Origin of the sequence: Bacillus cereus group sp. BfR-BA-01310 (genome assembly GCF_022664325.1) — a bacterium.
Taxonomy (GTDB): Bacteria; Bacillota; Bacilli; order Bacillales; family Bacillaceae_G; genus Bacillus_A; species Bacillus_A paramycoides.
Genome location: NZ_JAKUHD010000002.1, coordinates 496,014 through 518,521, shown reverse-complemented (window position 1 = coordinate 518,521; position 22,508 = coordinate 496,014). Strand labels below are relative to the sequence as shown.

Below are 22,508 nucleotides of genomic sequence, written 5' to 3'. Positions count from 1 at the left end.
TGTTTGTTCCGTTAAATTTTTGGGGAGGAGTCTTGCTGCTTGCTAATATAAGATTAAATTTACATAAGATGCGAAATTAAGTTTAGGAGAGAAAATATGAAAGAAAAAGAGCGCTTAATTATAGAGATGGCTATGAAGTTATTTGCGACTAAGGGTGTAAATGCAACGTCAGTACAAGAAATCGTCACCGCCTGTGGTATATCGAAAGGGGCTTTTTATTTGTATTTTAAATCGAAAGACGAGCTTTTATTAGCGACACTTCGATATTATTATGACAAAATCCAAAAGAAAATGCTGGATATTGAAAAAGAGTCTTTATTACCGCGTGAAAAATTTGCAAAACAATTGCATTGTCAGTTTAGTGATATACAGAAACATAAGGAATTTATTATTATGCATGCGAGAGAAAATGCTATTCCGTTTAATAAAGAAGTGGAAGAATTTATGATGCGGATGAAATTAGAATCTCATGCATTTTATCGGAATAGTCTATTGTCCATTTATGGTGAAAAGATTCTACCATATTTATTAGATTTGGTAATTATGGTGGAAGGGATATGCCATGGTTATTTACAGTTAATTATTTTAAATGAGCCAGAAATTGATTTTTCTTATGTTTCTTCATTTATTTTAAAAAGAATAGACCATTTAGTAGAAGGGCTTCTAGGCTCTTTGGAGGAACCTGTTTTAAATGAGGAAAAGATGGGGGAGTTTTTTTGTAGCTCAGAGCTTATTAAAGAACAGGTGAAAGAGCTTTTTTTGAAAGAAATTATTATGTTAAAGCGAACATTAGCAGATCAACTGGAAAATGATGAGGTTTTAGTCACTTTAGATGTTTTAGAATCAGAAATGAGAGTTCAAAATCCAAGGATTCCAGTTATTCGAGGGATGTTAGCGAATTTGGAAGCGTATAATGATTTGAAGGATTTTCGATTAAGATTAGCTCGATATTATAATATAGAGTTGAAATAATGAAATGTTAGTTTAATCTTTTTGTCTTATTGGCCTGAAGCTACTGAAAGCTTCGTTATTATAAAAAAATCCGTTCCTAAATGCTTTCTAGGAACGGATTTTATTTTACAATTATAATGAAATAATTTAAGGCTTATTTATTTTGTTCTGCCCACTCTTCAACATTCCAAGTTTTTGTGATCCAGCCTTCATAAAATTCTGGTTCGTGACATACAAGAAGGATTGTCCCTTTATATGCTTTCAGAGCTTTTTGAAGTTCTTCCTTTGCTGTAACATCAAGATGGTTTGTTGGCTCGTCGAATAATATCCAGTTACTTTCTTCACCCATTAGCTTACATAAACGAACTTTTGCTTGCTCGCCACCACTTAATTGACTTAGAGGGCGAGATATATGCTCATTTTTCAATCCACATTTCGCTAACATTGCACGGATTTGATGTTGGTCCATGCTAGGGAATGTGTTCCAAACGTCATCAATTGGTGTTATATTATCAGCTTTTACTTCTTGTTCGAAGTATGCAGGTTCTAAGAAGTCACCAAGACTCGTTTTACCGCTTAAAGGTTTAATTTTTCCTAAAATCGTTTTTAATAATGTTGATTTACCAACACCATTACATCCAACGATAGCGATTTTTTCACCGCGTTCAATTGTCATTGTTAGTTTTGGTAGTAATGGGTGTGTATATCCGATTTCTACATCTTCACCTTCAAAGACGAAACGGCTACTTGCACGACATTCTTTAAATGAGAATTCTGGCTTAATTGCTGTTTCAGGACGATCAATAAGCTCCATGCGATCAAGCTGTTTTTGACGACTCTTTGCACGACCTGTAGTTGAATAACGAGCCTTGTTCTTCGCAATGAAATCTTCTTGCTTTTTAATAAACTCACGTTGCTTTTCATAAGCGTTTATATGTTGGTTTTTATTGATTTCTGCTAGTTCTAGGAATTTTTCGTATGTCGCTGTATAGCGCGTCATTTTCGTAAATTCTAGATGGAAAATAACATCAACACATTTATTCATAAATTCTGTATCATGGGAAATTAATAAGAATGCATGCGGGTATTCTTTTAAATAATTCGTTAACCAATGAATGTGTTCAACGTCTAAATAGTTGGTAGGCTCATCGAGTAATAACACTTCTGGTTGCTCAAGTAAAAGTTTTGCAAGCAATACTTTTGTACGTTGTCCACCACTTAGTGCTGAAACATCACGATCTAAACCAATCGCATCAATTCCAAGACCTCGTGCTGCTTCTTCGATTTTCATATCTAGTAAATAGAAACCGCCTGCTTCGAGTGCATCTTGTATTTCTGCCATCTGCTCAAGAAGGTCCTCTAATTCTTCTGGTGTAGCAGTTCCCATTTTTTCTGTAACTTCATTTAACGCCTGTTCCTTTTTAAATAAAGGTAAAAATGCATCAGCTAATACGTCACGAATTGTACGACCAGGTGTTAAAACTGTATGCTGATCTAAGTAACCGTAATGTGTGCCTGGTGTCCACTCTACACGACCTTGGTCGTGAATAAGCTGTCCAGTAATAATATTCATAAATGTTGATTTACCAACACCATTTGCACCGACTAATCCAACGTGTTCACCTGCTAGTAATCGCATAGATACATCTTTAAATAATGTACGATCACCAAATGTATGTCCTAGTTTTTCGACTGTTAATAAGCTCATAGTATCCTCCGTCCAACTTGAAATAGTACCTTGAATCATGATACTAAATTCTTTCATATAATGCTATCATTTCAAAATGTATATTTTTTCAAGAATTATGTTGCATTAATTTTTTGAAAATATATAATATAATTGAACGGTGGTTAATTAAAGGTGTGAGGTATGGAATATGTCACCAAGGAAAGCGGTTAAGCAAGAACTAACGAGAGAAATGATTATAAATGTAGCAAGGGAATTATTTATAGCACAAGGATATCAACATACTTCAATGCGTAAAATTGCAACGGAACTTGGATATAGCCATGGTTCGATCTATTATCATTTTAAAAATAAAGCAGAGCTATTTTATGCAATGGTGGAACAAGATTTTCGGTTATTAAATAAAAAGTTAGATGAAATTTGTAATCAAAAATTACCGAGAGAAGAACAATTAAGGGCAGTTTTATTCGGTTTTATTGAATTCGGCCTAAGAAATCAGAGTCATTATGAAATCATGTTTTTAATTAAAGACGATGAGTTAAAAGAGTGCTTGGCGGATAGTCCAAATGTTAGTTATGAAAAGTTTGCAAGCGTTATCTTTTCTTTATGTGATTCAACAATAAATGCGATGATAATATGGTCTGTCTTTTTATCATTACATGGGTTTGTAGCGCATTATTGCGGAAGTGGTCAAACGTTTGAAGAACTACAAGGTTTGGCTAAGGTACATGTAGAGTTTATTTCAAAATCGCTTCTAATGTAAGTGATTTTCTTTTTAACATTAATTGAACAGTGGTTAATTAATTTTGGGGGGAGTTATAATGAAAAAAGCTTTAGTACTAGGGGCATCTGGGTCAATGGGATATGCCATCGTAAAAGAGTTATGCAAACGAGGAATTCATGTAGTGGCTTTTGCAAGGAATAAAGAGAAGTTAGATTTATTATTTTCTAATGAGATAGATGTGGAAGCTGTAGCGGGAGATGTATTTATACAAGAGGATATAATGAATGCCGCTAAAGGTGTTGATATTATATTTCATGCTGTTAATATTCCGTATTCGGAGTGGGAGAAACAGCAATCAAAGCTATTAACAAACGTATTAGAGGTAGCAAAATATTATGGTATCAAGTTAGGGATAGTTGATAATATTTATGCGTATGGAAAACAAGGACGAGAGCTTGTAAAAGAAAATGCTGAAAAGAGGCCGCATACAAAGAAAGGAAAAATTCGTTTGCAGCTTGAAGAGATGGCAAAACAAGCTACTGTAAAAATGTTTATTGCCCATTTCCCAGATTTTTATGGCCCAAATGCAGAAAGTACGCTTGTCCATCATACTTTAAAGGGCGTACTTGCAAATAAACTGTCTAGCTTTGTTGGAGATAAAAAGATTGCACGTGAATATATCTTCACACCAGATGGTGCAAAAGCGATGGTTGAATTGGCATTACGTGATGAGGCATACGGACAAAACTGGAATATACCAGGTTATGGTGTTATTACAGGAGAAGAGATGATTCAACATATACGAGAATTAACGGGATATACAAAACCAGTAATGACAGTAAAAAAAGGTATGATAAATTTCATTGGACTATTTGATAGGCAGATGAAGGAATTTGTGGAAATGCTATATTTGACAGAAAACCCAGTTGTATTAGGCGGAGAGAAATACGAGAAACATATTGGGGCTGTGCCTAGAACTTCTTATTATGAAGGATTAAAGAAAACTATTGTGCACATGAAAGAAAATTGCATATAAGTAAAAAAGGAAAGTTTCTATTCACAATTTGGAAGAGAAACTTGTCCTTTTTACTGTTTATCTACCTAGCTTTTTATTTAAAAAACCTAAAATCAATCCACGTATTTGTGGATCAATTGCAAGGCCGATAATGCCGTACAATATACCAGTAAGTATTAAAGCTACTAGTGGTGGTAAGTTAATTAACACTGTGTGATATAGAGCGTAACTGATTATAAATGCTAGTGTATTGAATATTATTCCTTTGAATAGTAATGTAAAGCCTTTACGAACGAATAAAGTAAATCCGATTAATAGTGTAATCTCGGTAAGGATAGCAGCTACAGCAGCTCCCATCATTCCAAAATGGCTACCTAATATGATGTAACTTATGATAGCGACAGCTAATCCAATCCCCATCGTTGTCGCGCGCTTCCATTGTTGGCCAGCTGTTGTTAAATTGTCAGCAAGTGGATAGTTGATAGATTGTAAAATGACCATAAAGGCTAAAATTGCAAGGGCATCACCAGCTGGTGCATATTCCTCACCTAATAAAGTTACAATCCAAAAACTTGGATCGGCGATAAATGGGATAGAAATTCCCATTCCTAAGAAAGACATAAGTTTTAATTCGAACTGAGATAGTTTTCTATGTTCATCAATATTCTTTTCATTTCCAAAAGCAAATAATTTTGGATAAAAGGCTGCTGCAATTACGCCGGGTATTTGATAAAGTACAGCAGGTATTTTGGAAGCAGCTCCAAAGAATCCAACTTGCTCATATGTTGAAACTTTTTGTAATATAATGGGACCTAACTGTGGCAAAAGCATAATGATAATGCCATTGATTGTGAAAATAAGTAATTGATCTAAAATGCCTTTATCCCAGCCCTTATGAATTGTTGTATAGCGGATTGTCATTATAAAGGCAATGACTCCTGTTACAAGGCTAGATATTCCGTACATGGCAGCGACCATCATAAGGGACCATTTAAATGACATCCCTAGCAGGAGAGCAGCTGCGGCTGTTACCCCTTGTAGCACAGAAATAATCGCTGTAAATTGCATACGTTCTGTTACTTGGAAATAAGCCATCCCAACACCTTGTAAAGTTGCTCCAAACATGGTTGGTAGTACGACCCAATATACCATTGCACGTAAGTAAGCATCAGTATAGAAGAACTGAGCAAAAATAGCGAAGAGCACGGAAATTACGACAGCTAATACTAAACGAATACGTAAATAACTACTAATTAGTACGCTAATGTTAGCGTTGTTTTTCGTTCCTTCACGCATAAACGTATGTGTCAAACCTGCATCTGTAAAATAACAAATAACAGCGGAAACTGCTAATGCAGTTGTAAACATCCCATACTCCTTTGGTGAAACATATCTTGCAAAGAGAATGGTGGCAATAGCAAGTACAAATCGAACAGTAATATTTCCTACAAAGAGGTAGGAGGCGTTTTTAAGGATTTTATTTGTTTTCATGGAAAAGGACCTTTCTATTCTTTAGGACGTACTTCGTCCTATTTGTAAATTTGCTTTGTTTACGGAAAGAATGTTTAGAAGCTTATTTTTTATTTAAGAAAATATAAACTTAATTCGTACAAACCAAAGCATTGCGTATAACTTCTTGCTTCGTTTTCCATTTTTCGAATAAATTTTGCGGCAATATTTATTTATATCGCTTTTGATTAGTTGAACTTGTGATTTATCTAATTTAGAGCTGCCTTTAATATATATACAAGCATTATTAATGACTGTATATGGGAATAGATAAGTTTCAAGGATTTCAATAATTTCTGTAGAATCATTCACAATTAAATCTTTTGACTTAGTATGAACCCAATCCTTCATTCGATTAAACACTTCTAATTCTTTTGTTGTTTTTAATTCATAATCTTTATACTTTGAAGAAAGATTTCCTTCTGATAAGATTCGATAATATGTTAAATATTCATCTACATAGCATACATTTGTAACGCTCATTAATTTAAATAGAAATTCTAAGTCTTCTCCCCAGCTACACCCTGGTGTGAAACGAATGTTATGATCCATCACGATAGACCTTTTGAAAATCCAAGTACTTGTTTGAGCAACAACTTGATGCGTTAAGAAAGCCTTTGTCATATCACCTTTAATAAAGTTTGTTGTGTGCTCAACTTTTTCTCCAGTCTCTTCGTAAAAGTTCATATAGCCACAATAACAAGCGTTCATGTTGTTTTTATGCATGCTCTCGATTTGTTTTTCTATTTTTGTTGTGTGCCATAAATCATCACTATCAAGAAAAGCAACATATTCTCCGCTAGCATTTTCAATTCCTGTATTACGAGCAACTGAAACGCCTTGATTTTCTTGTGGGACGTATTTTATTTGTCCTGGGTACTTTTGTACAAGATTTTTTACGATGGAAGGTGATTGATCTTTGCTTCCATCATCTACAATTACAATCTCAATGTTTTTATATGTTTGATCTAGTATTGATTGCATCGTTTCTTCAATATACTTTTCCGTGTTATACAGAGGTATGACAACGGAAACGAGTTGTTTTTGTTCCATCATAGAGTTTTTATCTCCTCAAATTTTTTATGTTTTGTACCATATATACAAGCCTTCTGAAAGGAAGAGGATTACAAGAACATCTGTATAAGTTTAACGCATATAAACTTTGTAAATCAACTTTCTATTGTGGTACCTCGATAATTAAAAAGAAATAATGTGAAATGATAAAAGCTCCTTAATTTTTCAAACGAGATTAAGGAGCTTTAATATATTAGTATTTAGTTAGGAAGTTATTCTTTATCTGTTATCTTTAACTTTTGTTTTAATAATGCATAATCTTGCGTTAATGTTACAAGTTGATGATGTAATTTGGAGATTTTTCTCGTCAGGTCAAAAATTAAGATAAAACAGAATAGTAGTCCAAATAAGAATAAAATGGATGGAGGATATTCTACTTTTAATAGTTTTCCAATCCAATTTATAATTTTATCCGTAGAACTTAAAATAGCCATTGCAATACAAACGAAAATCCATAAAATGGCATATTTTGTTTCTAAAGTCCCACGACGAATGGAATTAATAATTAAGAAGAATAGCAATAAAATAAAGATGAATGAAAAGGTAATTATATGCATTCATTATCAACCTTTCACGATTTTTTGCATCAATATAGCAAGACTTACTTTAACCATGTAATATGCAGATTTAAGGGGCGTGATGGAAGATTGTCCACCTTGTCGCTCTTGCATATTTACAGATATTTCATTAATGCGAAGTTTTTTCTTTTTTAAATGAATAAGGACTTCTGGTTCTGGATAATCTTTTGGATAATTGTGTGCAAAAATCTTAATTACTTCTCGATTGATAGCACGATACCCGGAAGTTGGATCCATAAATGTTTGTTTTGTTAGTAATTTCAATAGAGCAGTAAAGTAAAAAATACCGATTCTTCGGGAAATACTACCTTTATATGCTGTTTTTTCTGTAAAACGTGAACCTAGCACCATATCGCATTGATCCTCGGCAATAGGCTGTATAATTTTGTATAAATCATCAGGATTATGTTGTCCATCAGCATCGAACTGAATCGCAATATCATATCCGTTCTCATAAGCGTATTTATATCCAGTTTGTACAGCTGAACCAATACCTAGATTGTATGGTAAATTCACAAGATGAACAGGGAAATCTTTTACGATTTGAGCTGTTTTATCTTTTGATCCATCATTAATAACGCAAATGCTTAATTCTGTAAAATGCTGTTTTAGTTCTAATAATCTTGTTAATGTATCTGCAATTGCTTCTTCCTCGTTATACGCTGGAATAATAATTAACGTTTTTGGTATTGAAATTGGTACCTCAATAGACATTACCGCACCATCCCTTATATACTTAATCATATTATGGTTATTTTTAAACGAACATTATTTAATATACCATTAATAGTATAACAAAATAAAGGAAAAGCTGATGGGTTATTTTAGGAAGCGGGCATCGAATAAAAACGGTAAGAAGTAACACTTTATTATAATAAAAAATACATGCAAGGAAGAAAAAACCTGTGCATGTATAAGATAAAAGCCTAATGTTACATATTCCAAGGCTTACTTAAAGTTAATACTTCAGCCATTTCTTTACTTTTTAAGCGTCCTTTTTTTCGGTTTTCTGCGCGTTCTGAACCGGTTGTGTGTAACCAATGTTCTTCCTCTGTTTCGGGAAGTACTTGTGGTACGGATGAAGGTTTTCCATCTTTTAATGCGACAAATGTAATGAAGCAAGTCGCAGCAATTCTACGTTCGCCTGCTAATAAATTCTCTGCAATTACTTTTACGAAAACTTCCATTGAAGATTTTCCTGTATAACATACGAAAGCCTCATAACAAACAGAATCTGCTTGGTGAATTGGAGTTAAAAAATCAACGGAATCGATAGATGCTGTTACGCAATGTTTACGGCTATGTCTCGCAGCTGCAATTGAAGCGATACTATCAATTTCTGCTAATAATTTTCCTCCGAAAAGTGTTTGATGATTATTTAAATCATTAGGAAAAACACGTGTTGTTTTAATTGCTTTTGATTCTCGCATGAATTTCTTTTCCATATATTCAACCCCTATTTTCTCTTTTCAATCAGAGTGACATGTGTAAGTGGAGTACTCAATTATTAAAAAATACTAGATATTTAATGAAGTAAAGTGTTCCAAAAGAGGATTATCCCGCAAAAGCCCGATTGGTGTGGGCCAATAATTAGTGGGAGATGAATAAAACCCTTACTGATTAAGTTGCACTTTATTAAAACTTCTGTATTTGTATTCATGTAACTGAAAGAAAATTTATCGTATATAAAATGTAGTGTAAAAGAGGATTCGCTTACATTGCAAGTGAAAAAGTGATGACTATGTATTTGTCATAGAAATTCCCTATCAGCCGTGAGCCTATTCATGATAGAATCGTTTTGTTATGAATGGAAATAGAGGTGCAATGGATATATGAATCATATACAAACAAATTTTTCGTCTTTCTTCAGTAAAATAATGATTGGTGCGATGCTCGCGTTTTATGTTTATAGTTGTTGGGCAGCTTTCGAAACGAGTAAGCAGTTTTTTGGCGGAAGTACAACAAGTGTAACAATCGTATTGGCAGTTTTTATTATCCTCATTTTGTTAGTAGCATCGATCTTGCAATATCGTTTTACGGATAAACAATTTCTTGTTTTTCTTATAAGTGTATCTATAGTTGTGAGACTTAGCGTGGTTCTGTTTACAGACGTTCCAGTGATAGGTGATATGAAAGCTATGTATGAGTCTGCAAAGCAGCTTGCAATTGGTAATAACATAGGGGATGTAACTCAGTTACCTTTTATTATTTATGAATCAATCATTATTCGTATATTTGGTGATACGGTATTCGCCTTACAATTATTTAATATTGTATTTTGCACAGGAACTGCATTTTTCATTTATCGTATTGCATCAATGGTGTTTGGGGAAGAGTGTGGTCGTATTGCTTCTGTGTTTTACGCTTTATATATTCCAAATATATTTATGAGTTCTTTATTAACGGCGGAATCGCTCGCAATATTTTTATTTTATTGTGCTTGTTACATACTTCTATATAAAGGCTTAGATCATCCTTATATGTGGGGGATTTCAGCTATTGTATTTGCACTTAGTAATATGATTTTCCCGCTGGGGTTATTTTTACCTATTTTTATAGCTGTATATGTGCTGTTAATTGAATTATTTCAATCAGCAACGAAGCAAAAATTCCTATTAAAAATGATAGGAATACTTATTCTATTTTATAGTACTCATTTTGGCGTGAGTTATGGGATCAAGGCGATGGGAATGTCGCAGTATACGATTTCTAATGAGACGTATGTTCAATCTGTTTTAATTGGAAAAAGTGAAAATGGAGAAAAAACGTCTGGAAATCAAAGTGTAAAAGAGCACATTGATCAAAAGTTAAAAGAGATTGAAGTGGAAAGATTTAAGCTTTTAAAGCCGGTAATCAACCAGTTTTCAGATGAGGGAATAAACTCGATTCTTTTTAAATGTGAAAAACTTATATATATAGCGGTAACATTATTTATGGCTATAGCTTTATTACATTTTCTTATTAAAAAACAACAAAATGAAGGATATATGTTGTTTTTATTATTAATTGGCGGATACGTATCATTAAGGCTCTTTCAAGTAGATATGGCATATTATAATATTATTGTGCCAGCTTTGTTTATTTTACAAAGCTTTGGTGTTTATATAAGTTATTTTTATTGCCAAAAGATCTTTTTCAGAAAATAAAAGAATCCAGTTCGGATTCTTTTTTTTATAGATAGATTATTAGTCGCCTTATCGGTTTAGTTCTAGCTGTAAACTATCAGCTGTTATGGCTATTTTTGAGGAATCGTCTTGAATATTCTTCATTACCTGTGAAATAGTTTCTAACTCATTTTCAATTTTTTTATTTTGTTCTTTGGAGTTAGACATATCTTTTACGATTTCTTGGAAATATTGATCTGTCGCATGCATACTATCTGTCCCTTCAGATACGAGAGAGCTAATTTGTTCTACGGAAGAAGAGACGTGTATAATCTGTTCATTGGTTTTTTCAACGAGTTTTGTAACGTTGGATATTGATTCTTTCGTTTGCTCTGATAACTTTCGAATCTCCCCTGCCACAACTGAAAAACCTTTACCAAATTCGCCAGCGCGTGCAGACTCAATAGCGGCATTTAATGCGAGTAAATTTGTTTGCTCAGCGATTGATTTCACAATATCAATGATTTCGTTAATTTTGTTAGAAATATCAAGAAGTTCATGGGTATCTGTAATAATAGTTTCCATATTCGTTTGAATGCTTTCCATTCGTTTGTTTTGCAGATTTAATTGTTCCTTTCCTTTGTTGGCCTTTTTTTCTGATGTCGTAGCTAATGATGTACCTGCTTTTGCAATGCCCACGATATTTTCTGATTTAGATGTTAATTTTTGAATAGAAGAGCTTGTTTTTTCAGATACAGCTGCTAGTTCTGTTGCAATATGTGTAATCGTCATAGCAGTCAGTTCTTTTTCTTTTTCATACTCTTTTTGAATTCTTTCGTATTCAGATTCATAGGCTGCAATAACAAGTTCTTGTTCTAATGTAAATAATTTATTTATTACATTTATAGAATAAGAAAAATCTTCTATTGTCGAAAATTTTGTTTGTAAAATCTTCATGACAGAGCGAAATAATTCTTGATAAGCGGCAGTATACCATTTTCTATGTAAACCAATTTGTACATGCCTTTTTGCAATTCTAATACGTTGTTCAATAAAATCTTCATGCATATTTCCACTGAATAATTCTTTAATGTGTGCCTTTAAAGTTTGTTTTAATTTTGGAATAGAGCTGTAACGCTCAATAATAGTAATTAAATTAGGTTGTTTTGTGATATTGGTATAGAATTTTTCTGTGATCCAATCTATTTCCTCATAAATAAAAGGCTGTAGTACTTTTACAATTTGTAAATCTTCCTTTGAAATATGCAGCATATCCATTTGAGTTTTCAGTTCAGAATTAACGGGCACGTTAAATATTATTTGTTGGCCTTTACTTAATTCAATTATACTGGCGCTTGTTTTATTGTTATTTTTTTTAAAAACCCCAAGCATCATTCTTCCCCCCCCTGTTTGTAAAGCGTTTTCATTTTTTGGTTCATATATAATTATATATGTATATATGAAATTACTCTATAGTATGTAGAATTGTATATAAATTAAGAGAATTCTTTATAGAATTCTCTTAATGACCTTTATTAATCTTTGCATGTGTTTTAAAGAAAACTGGGAAATGTACATTATATATTACGGTGACGACACGAATAACGAATGTTATTAATAAACAAACATAGAAAGCTAACACGTGTGCCCCCAGTGCATGTGTGATTAGGAAGCTAACTGCTCCTAAAATAGAAGCGATTGCGTATATTTCTTTTCGGAATACATAAGGGATATCTTGAGCGCAAATGTCGCGTAAAATGCCGCCTCCAATACCTGTAATGACTCCCATTGAAACGACTAAGAACGAGGCGTCAACGTGATGTGACATTGCTGCATTTGCACCAATAGCTGTAAAAACACCTAAACCAACAGCATCAGAAAGCATAATAACGACTTGAAGTTTATTAATACGCTCAAAAAACATACATGTGAATAATGCTGATAGTACACTTACGAAAAAGTAAATGGGTTTTACAAATGCGACGGGAGGCAGGTTACCAATCATAATATCACGAATAATACCGCCGCCGAGCGCAGTAGCTACAGCTAAACAAAGGACACCAAATAAATCTAAATCTTTTTTCAAACCAACTAATGTACCAGAAATGGCAGCGGCGATAATGCCAAGAAACGTAAATATATCGATTAATAACATGGCCTTAATCCCTTTCTCTTAAAGATGTTCCAGAGAAAAAATATACACTAAAGTTTTGGAAATAACAATTACTTTTCGCTACATGTAGAAAAACGGATGAAATACATAAAGAAAGCGTTTGAAAATGTTTGGAAAGTAAATTAAAAAAGTGCTGAGAGATTAATTTTGTAGTTTTTTGCTGTGGCTTAGTTGGAGGGGGGGACAATAGAAAAAGAGTAGTTTTAAATTTGTATAAAATGATAAAAAAATATTTCTATATTGTCGAAAATAAGTGAATGGGTGTTAGATAGTTTTTATAGGGATAGGGAAGGATAGCTAAAGGAAAATATCCTCCACTACTAATAATGCTGGATTTGACTAGTTTCGGCATAAAAAATAGTTCTCAATTTAAATATGAGTTATGTTATAATTGCTAGGTGTTTTTTAAACGATAGAAAACTATGATTAAAAGATAATGTAAAGATTTTGTATGGAGGTCTTGGAATGTTAGCAAATCAAGCTAGGGTTAGATTTGAGCATTTTTTGCTCTTTTTTATTATTTTACAGCCTGTTTTAGATTTATTAACGTCTCTTAGCATCATTTTATTAAAGTCAAATGCCACTGTTGGAATTGTAGTAAGATTTCTTATTATGGCTGTTGGTGGTATTTACATTTTAATTCAGGCGAAAGAGAAGGAAAATAGGAAGTTTTTAATTTACCTTATATTATTAGCAGTAGTATTAGGAATAGGATTTATTAATAATGCACTAGTTAAGAATCCTATTGTACTGGGTGAAGAAGTTAAGTTTGTTGCGAAGGCATTATATATATATATTATGCTAGGGTCATACATTTTAGCTTTAAAATCATTGAAAAAGACAGTAAATATTAGTGATAAAGTCAGAAATAGCATTGTATATTCTACATTAATCATTAACGCTGTTATGGTTATTTCTATTTCAACATCTACAGACTTTGGTAGTTATGAATGGATGAAAGTTGGTTCCCGAGGGTGGTTCTATGCAGGTAATGAACTAGGATCAATCTTAGCTATCATTTTCCCTATTGTGGTACTATATTCTATTCAAAAAACAAAGAGCGTGAAACATGTTTTATATTGGATTCCATCGCTTTTAATGATTTACTCTTTAATTCAAGTTGGTACAAAAGTAGGAATGGGCTCAATTGGTGCTACGTTAGCAGCAGTAATTGGAATTATCGTACTACAATTACTATTCGATAGAAAAAATCCAAACAAGAAGTCTCTTGTACTTAATGCATTCATTGCTGTCGTCCTATTAGCTGGTGTTGCCGGAACGTTTAAAATGACACCATTAGCACAAAATATGGGCATTCATACTAACTATTTATCAGAACAAAATGTAGCGCAGCAAGGTCAAAAAGAAGAAGAAATTAAAGAGAAAATTAAAAAAGAAGAAAAACAACATAAAGTTGAAAAGCCAGAAGAAAAGGCAAAGATAGAAGCAGAAGTTAAGAAAGAGCTGGAGAAAGAGCAAAAGAAAGAAAATCAAGAAAATCTTATTTTCAGCGGACGTCAAGTATATGAAGAGAGACATAAGCAGTTCTTTAAAGAAGCGCCAATGTCACAAAAGCTATTAGGAATGGGTTATGCAGGTAACTTTAAGTATAATGAACAAAAGCAACCAGATCCGAAGTTAATTGAAATGGACTTCCATGATTGGTTTTATGATTTCGGAATTATTGGCTTTGCATTACTAATGATTCCATTTATTTATTACGGCTTAAGAATCCTACTAGCATTTATTACAAGATTTAAGGAAATATTTAATATAAAATATGGAATGATTTCAGTAAGCTTAGTATTAGCACTAGGCATTGCATATATTGCAGGACATATTTTGACAGCACCAGGAGTTGGTATTTACTTTGTAGTGGTGTTAGCTTATCTAATTGTCGATCTAGAAATTGAATGATAAAAATAAAAGCTAACTTCTGTTAGCTTTTATTTTTTAGTACAGTAAGATGAAGATAGATGGAAATGCAGCGAGGATTTAAAGGAGGAAAAAATATGAGGATATTGCATATGAATGCAGGAGCAGAAGATGGGGGAGGAAAAACACATATTATTTCACTTCTCGATCAGTTTCCAACCGGTGAAGTAGAATTAGCAGTATTTGAAGATGGAATTGTTGCGAAAGAAGCAAGAGAGCTAGGGATAAAAGTTCATGTGTTTTCACAAAAATCTCGCTATGATTTATCTATTTTAAAGAACATAAGTGACTTCATTAATAAAGAAAAATTTGATGTAGTTCATACACACGGTCCTAGGGCAAATTTTTATGTTTCACTAATGAAAAAGAAAATTGAGGCAAAATGGGTAACGACAATTCATAGTGATCCATTTCAAGACTTTACTAAACAAGGCTTAAAGGGTTGGATTTTTACTAAATTAAACTTAAAGGCTTTAAAAAATATAGATTTATTTTTTGTTGTAACGAATAGATTGAAAAAAAGCTTAGCGGCATTAGGCATTTCAAATGAAAAGATGCATGTTATTTATAACGGGATTGAATATGATAAGGAAAAAGCACAAGGTTATAATAAACAGGAAATGTTTAATATTGATGAAGATGTGTTTACTGCAATTCAAGTGGCGCGCTTGCATCCTGTTAAAGGACATGAAGTTTTATTCGATGCATTGAAGCAGACGAAAATGACGAAAATTAAAGTACTATTAGTTGGTGATGGTCCGTTAGAAAATGAGCTGAAGGCACTAGCTACTGAAAAAGGGATTAATGATAAAGTTGAGTTTTTAGGACATCGTCAAGATGTAAAACAATTATTTGCATCATCACATATAAATTTATTAACATCGCATAGTGAAGGGTTCCCATTAGTCCTATTAGAAGCGGCAAATCAACGTGTTCCATCTATCGTGACGAGAGCGGGAGAAATCGAACCGCTAATTGTAGATGAAACATATGGATGGATTGTACCAACCGGTAATGGTAAAGCATTAGCAGAGGCACTAGAGGAAGCTTATGACAAGTGGAAAACAGGAGAACTAGCTGTGATGGGAAAACATATTTACGAACACGCTACAATGAACTTCTCACTACACAAATTATATGAAGATACGAAAGAAACGTATAAGCAATTAATAGCGAAAAACTTTTAATAATAGAGAGGATAGTTAATTATGGCAGTACAAACAGTTGATATTCTAGGCGTTCCTTTCTCTACAATGACAATGGATGAAACGATTCAATATTTAAAGAAACAACTAGAATTAGAGCAAGCCCATACTTTTCAGGTGGTAACAGCAAATCCTGAAATTGTTATGTGCGCAAAAAAGGACGAAAAGTTCCATAAAACATTATTAAATACAGACTTAATTACACCTGATGGTATTGGGGTTGTAAAAGCAAGTGGTATGCTTGGCACACCATTAAAAGAGCGTGTAGCTGGATTTGATTTAATGAGCAATTTATTTGCAAAGTTATCAGAAGATAAGAAATCAGTATCTGTTTTCTTATTAGGTGCAAAACCACATGTTGTACAAGCTGCAGCTGATCATTTAACGAAGACATATTCGGCTGTATCTATTGTGGGTATACAAGATGGATATTTTAAACAAGAAGAAGAAGAGAATATTGTTTCACGTATTCAAGAGGCAAAACCAGACCTATTACTTGTTGCGCTTGGCTTCCCAAGACAAGAAAACTTTATCCAAAACAATAAGCATCGTTTAGAAACGAAAATGGCTGTTGGAGTAGGCGGTAGTTTAGATGTATGGGCAGGAGAGGTAAAACGTGCCCCAAAATGGATTCAAGCTATTCATTTAGAGTGGTTTTATAGATTATGTAGCAATCCAACACGTTGGCGCCGTCAGTTAGTATTAGCGGAATTTTTAAAAGAAGTAATGCGTTCAAAAAAGTAGCGGAACATCGCTACTTTTTTTATTTATTCATTTTTGATAAACATTTTATTTTTTGGGAATGATGAAGGAGAATTTTTTACGCGAAAGTATTTTACTTATACAATTCACACATGTAAAATTATGTGTAAAGACATCTGTGTAAGGAGGACCTCTTGTGGATAAGGTAAAAGAAATTTCAAAGCGAAAGCTACTTGGTATAGCGGGGCTTGGCTGGCTATTTGACGCAATGGACGTTGGAATGCTTTCGTTTGTAATTGTGGCATTACAAAAAGATTGGGGATTAAGTACTCAAGAGATGGGTTGGATAGGGAGTATTAACTCAATTGGTATGGCTGTAGGGGCGCTCGTTTTTGGGATACTATCAGATAAAATAGGACGGAAATCAGTCTTTATTATTACATTATTACTATTTTCTATCGGTAGTGGTTTAACAGCTTTAACGACGACACTCGCGATGTTTCTTGTTTTACGATTTTTAATTGGTATGGGACTTGGCGGAGAACTTCCAGTTGCATCTACTCTTGTATCGGAGAGTGTTGAAGCGCACGAACGTGGAAAGATAGTTGTACTATTAGAAAGTTTCTGGGCTGGTGGCTGGTTAATCGCAGCTCTTATCTCGTATTTTGTTATTCCTAAATATGGTTGGGAAGTTGCGATGGTATTAAGTGCAGTTCCAGCGTTATATGCTTTATATTTAAGATGGAATTTACCCGATTCCCCACGATTTGAAAAGGTTGAAAAAAGGCCATCTGTTATTGAAAATATAAAATCGGTTTGGTCTGGAGAATATCGTAAGGCAACAATTATGTTATGGATCCTTTGGTTTTGTGTTGTCTTTTCCTATTATGGCATGTTCCTTTGGTTACCTAGTGTAATGGTATTGAAAGGCTTTAGTTTAATAAAAAGTTTTCAGTACGTACTCATTATGACTTTAGCCCAACTTCCAGGATATTTTACAGCTGCATGGTTTATTGAACGCCTTGGTCGTAAATTTGTATTGGTTACGTATTTAATTGGTACAGCATGTAGTGCGTATGTGTTCGGGATCGCGGATTCATTAACAGCATTAATAGTAGCTGGTATGTTACTATCCTTCTTTAATTTAGGTGCGTGGGGTGCCTTATATGCTTATACACCTGAACAGTATCCAACGGTTATTCGCGGTACAGGTGCAGGAATGGCAGCAGCATTCGGGCGTATTGGCGGTATTCTTGGCCCATTATTAGTAGGTTATTTAGTTGCTTCACAAGCTTCGCTCTCGCTAATATTTACGATTTTTTGTGGATCAATTTTAATTGGAGCACTTGCTGTAGTTATACTTGGTCAAGAAACGAAACAGAGGGAATTAGCATAAAAGAAAAGGGAAACCAAGGTGGTTTCCTTTTTTCTGTTTTTTTAGATAAATAATGGTATAGTAAGAAAAAGGGATTGTTTCTTACTAAAGCGAATGTATACAACAGGACATATGGACAAAGGAATTAGGTGGTTGGATAAATGAAAATTTTAATTATCATGGAAGAGACAGAAGAGCGAAGAAAATTAGTTGAGAACTTTACTGGGAATATTCGAAATATAGAATGTTTTGAAGCGAAAACTGGAACAGAATCTTTGCTAATAATGAAAAAACATACACCTGATTTTGTTTTTTTGAATTCGCAATTAATAGATGGTACTGGTTTTGAATACTCGAGTTTATTACGAGAAGTAAATTGTTATACGAAATTTATTTTTATTGGTGAGAATATAGAAGAGGCAATTACAGCTTTTCGTTTTCAAGCGTTTTATTATTTATTGCGACCATTTCGTGAAGAAGATTTACAATTCATTTTATATAAAATGGGGAAAGAACAAGTTGAGAAGGCAAAGAGTCATTTGCGTAAACTACCGATAGAAGGCCATGAGGGGATTAGATATATTTTCCCAGAAGATATTGTATATGTAAGTAAAAATAAGGAAAATAAAACAGTTTCAATTTATACAACGAATAATCAGTATATTTCAACGTACACACTCCAGGAATTAGAAAATAAACTAAATGTATATGATTTTTTACGTGTACATAAAAGTTATTTAATTAACATGTCATATGTACAAGAGCTTAAACCTTATTATAATGGCACGTATAATTTGTATTTAGACAGGTATGATGAGCAACCGATTCCAGTAAGCCGCAATTATGTAAAACGACTTCGAAATAAAATTGAGCTATGACAAGTAATGAGAGAATTTTAACATAATAACCTAAAAATCCTTCATGATAGGGAGGATTTAAGTTAAATATTCAGAAAATTTAGTACAATCTCCTCTAAGAAGTAGTAATGGGGGGATTGTATGTGAAAACATTGAAATCAATTTTACTTTGGGGAGTTATTGCAGCACTAGGAGCATCTGCTTTTGGTGTAATAGCTTTATCACAAGGTGAGACAATTAATGCTGTATGGCTATTAGTTGCTGCTGTATCAGTGTATGCGATTGCTTATCGCTTTTATAGTAGATTTATAGCAAGGAAAGTTTTTGGCCTAGATAATAATAGGCAAACACCTGCTCATACGTTAAATGATGGGAAGGATTATGTTCCGACAAATAAATGGGTTTTATTCGGACATCACTTTGCAGCGATTGCTGGGGCAGGTCCTTTAGTAGGACCAATTTTGGCGGCGCAGATGGGATATTTACCTGGGACAATTTGGATTATTGTTGGGGTAGTTATCGCTGGAGCTGTACAAGATTTTGTAATTTTATTTGCTTCAATGAGACGTAATGGTAAATCATTAGGGGAAATGATTAAAGATGAGATTGGTCCTGTTACAGGGTTAATTGCAATGATTGGTATTTTAGGTATTATGATAATTTTATTAGCAGTATTAGCTTTAGTAGTTGTGAAGGCACTTGTTGGAAGCCCATGGGGAATGTTTACAATCGCAGCAACGATTCCAATTGCTATTTTAATGGGAGTTTACATGCGTTACATTAGACCAGGGCGAGTAGGGGAAGGATCAGTAATTGGTATTGTTCTACTAGTCCTATCTCTTATTGGAGGGCAGTATGTAGCGGAAAATCCAACGCTTGCAAGTATGTTTACTTTTAGTGGTGAAACAATTGCTATTATGCTTATTGTATATGGATTCATTGCATCGGCATTACCAGTTTGGATGCTCCTTGCACCACGTGATTATTTAAGTACATTTTTAAAAGTAGGAACGATTGTTGGATTAGCAATTGGTATTTTAATTGTAGCTCCAGATTTGAAGATGCCGGCAGTGTCTCAATTTATTGATGGAACAGGCCCTGTTTTCTCTGGGAATTTATTTCCGTTTTTATTTATTACAATAGCTTGCGGTGCTGTCTCCGGATTCCATGCTCTCGTTTCATCAGGTACGACGCCGAAAATGATTGAGCAAGAAGGGCATGCACAACCAATTGGTTATGGGGCAATGTTAATGGAATCATTTGTAGCAGCGATGGCTATGATTGCAGCTTGTGTATTAACACCAGGAACTTATTTTGCAATCAATAGTCCAGCAGCACTAATCGGAACAGATGTATCACAAGCGGCTCAAGTTATTTCTTCCTGGGGATTTGCTATTACACCGAATGAATTAAAAGAACTTGCTGTTAACGTCGGAGAACAGACTATTTTATCACGTACAGGTGGCGCACCAACATTAGCAATTGGTATGGCACATATATTTTCACAAGTAATAGGTGGAACGGCGATGATGGCATTTTGGTATCATTTTGCTATTCTTTTTGAAGCACTATTTATTTTAACAACGATTGATGCTGGAACACGTGTAGGTCGATTTATGATTCAAGATATTTTAGGCCATGTATATAAGCCGTTTGCGAAAACAGATTCTACATTAGCGAATGTGGTTGCTACAACGATATGCGTACTAGGCTGGGGGTACTTCTTATACCAAGGGGTAGTCGATCCTCTCGGTGGAATTAATACGCTATGGCCACTTTTCGGTATTGCAAATCAAATGTTAGCGGGGATTGCATTATTACTTGGAACGACAATTTTATTCAAAATGGGGAAAAAGGCATACGTTTGGGTAACGCTTATTCCGACTGTAGGATTACTGATTGTAACGATGACAGCTGGTTATCAAAAGTTATTTCATGAAAATCCTAAAATAGGGTTCCTATCCCATGCGAAAGTGTTCCAAGGAGCATTAGATGATGGGAAGGTATTAGCTCCAGCTAAAAACGTTGCACAAATGAAACAAATTATTTTTAATGACTATATTGATGCAACGCTTTGTGGGATTTTTATGATAGTTGTAATTGCTGTATTAATTTCTGCACTTCGAATTTGGATTCAAGTATTAAGAAATAAGCCAATGCCGTTAAAAGAGGCACCATATATTCCAAGAGATGAAAGTGAGTCGAGGAACTATGCTTAAAAGATTACGGAAGGTATGGGGAAAGAGAAAACAATTTATTAGTTTACTTGTCGGAGTTCCAAGTTATGAAACATATGTAAATCATATGAAAGTACATCATCCAGAAGAGAAAATTCTATGTCAAAAACAATTTTTTGCTGAGGCACAAGAAGCTAGATTTAATGCAAAAGGCGGAAAAATATCACGATGTTGTTAATGGAAGGGGCGAAATTTCGTCCCTTTTTTATTTTGTTGTTCCACGTGGAACAACAAAATAAAAAACTTTGGGAATTATAGGGATTTCGTAATACAATAAAATATAGAAGGGGATAGATGGAAAAGTAAAAGTAGGGAGATTATTTATGTTCAGAGATCTATTTGTAAATATGACAATTATTCTTTCCTTTATCTTTGTAGGTGGTCAGCTTTTAAGAGATAAGTCATTAAAAGAGGAATTCTCTTTTGGACAAAAATGTGTGGTCGGTATTTTTACTGGAATACTAAGTATATTATTGATGCATTTTGGTGTACATATTGAAGATATTATGTTGGATTTACGTTATTTAGCTGTTATTTTGGCAATTATAATTGGAGGTCCGATAGCCAGTAGTATAACAGTTACTATTATTTTAATCACTCGGCTATTTTTTACTGAGTACTCTTTAGCCTCTGAATTAGCTTGCTATACTATCGTGGCAATAGGGATTGGTATTATCTTCATTTGGCGGATGAAAGTTTCTGTATTCACAAAATGGGTATGGTTTAATGTGTACAGTTTGTCTATTTTAACAATACCACTTTCTATTTTATTTAAGGATATATCCGTAGTGGTATTATATTTAGTTTGTAGTATTGTTGCGGCATACATCACATTTGTAAGTGCAAGCTACGTATTGCAATCGAATGAATTATTTCAAACGATGAAGCAGTATGCAACGATGGACGCATTAACAGGTCTAGGAAATGTAAGACAATTTGATTTAGAGATGAATCGTCATATTGGTAACAAACATATGAAAAATGATTCACTTTGCTTATTACTTATTGATATTGATCACTTTAAGTATGTAAATGATACGTATGGTCATCCGGCTGGGGATGAGGTATTAAAACAAGTGGGGCATATTTTACTAGAGAATGCACCATTCTCAAACTTGGTTTTTCGAAAGGGTGGCGAGGAGTTTGCCCTGTTATTACCAAAAAAGGGGTTGGCATATGGAACTCGTATAGGGGAATAAATTCGTCTAGCTGTTGAAAGATATTCCTTCCAATTGTTAAGTGGGGAAGAAATTAAAATTACAGTTTCAGTTGGGGTTTCTGAGTATGAAAAATCACCCGAGCAATTTATTCAATTAGCTGATGACGCATTATACTATTCAAAAAGAAATGGTAGAAATAAGGTTAGTGCGGCATCATAAGGA

The 22,508-nt window shown here is 33.8% G+C and carries 19 protein-coding genes and 2 pseudogenes; 12 read left to right on the top strand and 9 right to left on the bottom strand.

Annotated elements, in window-relative coordinates; all coding sequences use genetic code 11:
• The first annotated feature begins 96 nt into the window (after positions 1 to 96).
• Positions 97 to 972, top strand: a complete 876-nt coding sequence (locus MR109_RS07650) for a TetR/AcrR family transcriptional regulator (RefSeq protein ID WP_242271588.1) — start codon at positions 97 to 99, stop codon at positions 970 to 972.
• A gap of 133 nt (positions 973 to 1,105) precedes the next feature.
• On the opposite strand, the gene MR109_RS07645 is transcribed toward MR109_RS07650, so the two are convergent.
• Positions 1,106 to 2,659, bottom strand: a complete 1,554-nt coding sequence (locus MR109_RS07645) for an ABC-F family ATP-binding cassette domain-containing protein (RefSeq protein ID WP_025146972.1) — start codon at positions 2,657 to 2,659, stop codon at positions 1,106 to 1,108.
• Positions 2,660 to 2,828: 169 nt separating this feature from the next.
• Here MR109_RS07645 and MR109_RS07640 point away from each other — a divergent pair, with 169 nt between their 5' ends.
• Together MR109_RS07640 and MR109_RS07635 are read left to right on the top strand one after the other, a co-directional pair.
• Positions 2,829 to 3,401, top strand: a complete 573-nt coding sequence (locus tag MR109_RS07640) for a TetR/AcrR family transcriptional regulator (protein ID WP_242271586.1) — start codon at positions 2,829 to 2,831, stop codon at positions 3,399 to 3,401.
• Positions 3,402 to 3,459: 58 nt separating this feature from the next.
• Positions 3,460 to 4,398: an SDR family NAD(P)-dependent oxidoreductase gene (locus MR109_RS07635; RefSeq protein WP_242271584.1), complete on the top strand. Its 939-nt coding sequence runs from the start codon at positions 3,460 to 3,462 to the stop codon at positions 4,396 to 4,398.
• A gap of 57 nt (positions 4,399 to 4,455) precedes the next feature.
• On the opposite strand, the gene MR109_RS07630 is transcribed toward MR109_RS07635, so the two are convergent.
• From MR109_RS07630 to MR109_RS07610, 5 genes are all read right to left on the bottom strand, one after another.
• The gene (locus tag MR109_RS07630) at positions 4,456 to 5,868 is read right to left on the bottom strand and encodes an oligosaccharide flippase family protein (RefSeq protein WP_242271583.1); all 1,413 of its coding nucleotides are present in this window, start codon (positions 5,866 to 5,868) and stop codon (positions 4,456 to 4,458) included.
• A gap of 93 nt (positions 5,869 to 5,961) precedes the next feature.
• Complete coding sequence (locus MR109_RS07625; protein WP_242271582.1) at positions 5,962 to 6,942, bottom strand: glycosyltransferase family 2 protein; 981 nt, start codon at positions 6,940 to 6,942, stop codon at positions 5,962 to 5,964.
• 230 nt (positions 6,943 to 7,172) lie between these two features.
• Entirely contained in the window at positions 7,173 to 7,517 is a 345-nt protein-coding gene (locus MR109_RS07620; protein ID WP_002174456.1) for a DUF2304 domain-containing protein, read from the bottom strand.
• 6 nt (positions 7,518 to 7,523) lie between these two features.
• Positions 7,524 to 8,252, bottom strand: coding sequence for a glycosyltransferase family 2 protein (locus MR109_RS07615; RefSeq protein ID WP_178940860.1), 729 nt, complete (start codon positions 8,250 to 8,252; stop codon positions 7,524 to 7,526).
• Positions 8,253 to 8,470: 218 nt separating this feature from the next.
• Entirely contained in the window at positions 8,471 to 8,983 is a 513-nt protein-coding gene (locus MR109_RS07610; RefSeq protein WP_000412134.1) for an acyl-CoA thioesterase, read from the bottom strand.
• Between the two features lie 387 nt (positions 8,984 to 9,370).
• On the opposite strand from MR109_RS07610, the gene MR109_RS07605 reads away from it, so the two are divergent.
• Positions 9,371 to 10,684, top strand: coding sequence for a glycosyltransferase family 39 protein (locus tag MR109_RS07605; RefSeq protein WP_242271581.1), 1,314 nt, complete (start codon positions 9,371 to 9,373; stop codon positions 10,682 to 10,684).
• 48 nt (positions 10,685 to 10,732) lie between these two features.
• Here MR109_RS07605 and MR109_RS30380 read toward each other — a convergent pair whose 3' ends face one another.
• From MR109_RS30380 to MR109_RS07595, 3 genes and pseudogenes are all read right to left on the bottom strand, one after another.
• Complete coding sequence (locus tag MR109_RS30380) at positions 10,733 to 11,539, bottom strand: methyl-accepting chemotaxis protein (protein WP_374202571.1); 807 nt, start codon at positions 11,537 to 11,539, stop codon at positions 10,733 to 10,735.
• Positions 11,537 to 11,914: pseudogene (locus MR109_RS30375) on the bottom strand (protoglobin family protein); the annotation flags it as partial. The gene MR109_RS30380 and the pseudogene MR109_RS30375, both read right to left, overlap by 3 nt.
• Before the next feature lie 250 nt (positions 11,915 to 12,164).
• Positions 12,165 to 12,797: a trimeric intracellular cation channel family protein gene (locus MR109_RS07595; protein ID WP_002174452.1), complete on the bottom strand. Its 633-nt coding sequence runs from the start codon at positions 12,795 to 12,797 to the stop codon at positions 12,165 to 12,167.
• 483 nt (positions 12,798 to 13,280) lie between these two features.
• On the opposite strand from MR109_RS07595, the gene MR109_RS07590 reads away from it, so the two are divergent.
• The 8 genes and pseudogenes from MR109_RS07590 (at position 13,281) to MR109_RS07555 (ending at position 22,505) form a co-directional block, all read left to right on the top strand.
• The gene (locus tag MR109_RS07590) at positions 13,281 to 14,732 is read left to right on the top strand and encodes an O-antigen ligase family protein (RefSeq protein ID WP_242271580.1); all 1,452 of its coding nucleotides are present in this window, start codon (positions 13,281 to 13,283) and stop codon (positions 14,730 to 14,732) included.
• Between the two features lie 95 nt (positions 14,733 to 14,827).
• Positions 14,828 to 15,937: a glycosyltransferase family 4 protein gene (locus tag MR109_RS07585; RefSeq protein WP_242271579.1), complete on the top strand. Its 1,110-nt coding sequence runs from the start codon at positions 14,828 to 14,830 to the stop codon at positions 15,935 to 15,937.
• A 21-nt stretch (positions 15,938 to 15,958) separates the two neighbouring features.
• Positions 15,959 to 16,699, top strand: a complete 741-nt coding sequence (locus MR109_RS07580; RefSeq protein ID WP_002174449.1) for a WecB/TagA/CpsF family glycosyltransferase — start codon at positions 15,959 to 15,961, stop codon at positions 16,697 to 16,699.
• Positions 16,700 to 16,853: 154 nt separating this feature from the next.
• Positions 16,854 to 18,053: an MFS transporter gene (locus MR109_RS07575; protein ID WP_242271578.1), complete on the top strand. Its 1,200-nt coding sequence runs from the start codon at positions 16,854 to 16,856 to the stop codon at positions 18,051 to 18,053.
• 140 nt (positions 18,054 to 18,193) lie between these two features.
• Entirely contained in the window at positions 18,194 to 18,910 is a 717-nt protein-coding gene (locus MR109_RS07570; protein ID WP_242271577.1) for a LytR/AlgR family response regulator transcription factor, read from the top strand.
• A gap of 122 nt (positions 18,911 to 19,032) precedes the next feature.
• Positions 19,033 to 21,108 (top strand): carbon starvation protein CstA, encoded by a 2,076-nt coding sequence (gene cstA / locus MR109_RS07565; RefSeq protein WP_071719629.1) that lies wholly within the window; start codon positions 19,033 to 19,035, stop codon positions 21,106 to 21,108.
• Positions 21,101 to 21,304, top strand: coding sequence for a YbdD/YjiX family protein (locus MR109_RS07560; RefSeq protein ID WP_048374963.1), 204 nt, complete (start codon positions 21,101 to 21,103; stop codon positions 21,302 to 21,304). The genes cstA and MR109_RS07560 overlap by 8 nt, the downstream gene beginning before the upstream one ends.
• A gap of 145 nt (positions 21,305 to 21,449) precedes the next feature.
• Positions 21,450 to 22,505 (top strand): annotated as a pseudogene (locus tag MR109_RS07555) (GGDEF domain-containing protein).
• The last annotated feature ends 3 nt before the right edge of the window (positions 22,506 to 22,508 follow it).

Excerpts from the sequence above, each read along its gene's own strand:
- MR109_RS07650 (WP_242271588.1), top strand. The coding sequence starts at position 97 with ATGAAAGAAAAAGAGCGCTTAATTATAGAGATGGCTATGAAGTTATTT.
- MR109_RS07645 (WP_025146972.1), bottom strand. The coding sequence starts at position 2,659 with ATGAGCTTATTAACAGTCGAAAAACTAGGACATACATTTGGTGATCGT.
- MR109_RS07640 (WP_242271586.1), top strand. The coding sequence starts at position 2,829 with ATGTCACCAAGGAAAGCGGTTAAGCAAGAACTAACGAGAGAAATGATT.
- MR109_RS07635 (WP_242271584.1), top strand. The coding sequence starts at position 3,460 with ATGAAAAAAGCTTTAGTACTAGGGGCATCTGGGTCAATGGGATATGCC.
- MR109_RS07630 (WP_242271583.1), bottom strand. The coding sequence starts at position 5,868 with ATGAAAACAAATAAAATCCTTAAAAACGCCTCCTACCTCTTTGTAGGA.
- MR109_RS07625 (WP_242271582.1), bottom strand. The coding sequence starts at position 6,942 with ATGATGGAACAAAAACAACTCGTTTCCGTTGTCATACCTCTGTATAAC.
- MR109_RS07620 (WP_002174456.1), bottom strand. The coding sequence starts at position 7,517 with ATGCATATAATTACCTTTTCATTCATCTTTATTTTATTGCTATTCTTC.
- MR109_RS07615 (WP_178940860.1), bottom strand. The coding sequence starts at position 8,252 with ATGTCTATTGAGGTACCAATTTCAATACCAAAAACGTTAATTATTATT.
- MR109_RS07610 (WP_000412134.1), bottom strand. The coding sequence starts at position 8,983 with ATGGAAAAGAAATTCATGCGAGAATCAAAAGCAATTAAAACAACACGT.
- MR109_RS07605 (WP_242271581.1), top strand. The coding sequence starts at position 9,371 with ATGAATCATATACAAACAAATTTTTCGTCTTTCTTCAGTAAAATAATG.
- MR109_RS07595 (WP_002174452.1), bottom strand. The coding sequence starts at position 12,797 with ATGTTATTAATCGATATATTTACGTTTCTTGGCATTATCGCCGCTGCC.
- MR109_RS07590 (WP_242271580.1), top strand. The coding sequence starts at position 13,281 with ATGTTAGCAAATCAAGCTAGGGTTAGATTTGAGCATTTTTTGCTCTTT.
- MR109_RS07585 (WP_242271579.1), top strand. The coding sequence starts at position 14,828 with ATGAGGATATTGCATATGAATGCAGGAGCAGAAGATGGGGGAGGAAAA.
- MR109_RS07580 (WP_002174449.1), top strand. The coding sequence starts at position 15,959 with ATGGCAGTACAAACAGTTGATATTCTAGGCGTTCCTTTCTCTACAATG.
- MR109_RS07570 (WP_242271577.1), top strand. The coding sequence starts at position 18,194 with ATGAAAATTTTAATTATCATGGAAGAGACAGAAGAGCGAAGAAAATTA.
- MR109_RS07560 (WP_048374963.1), top strand. The coding sequence starts at position 21,101 with ATGCTTAAAAGATTACGGAAGGTATGGGGAAAGAGAAAACAATTTATT.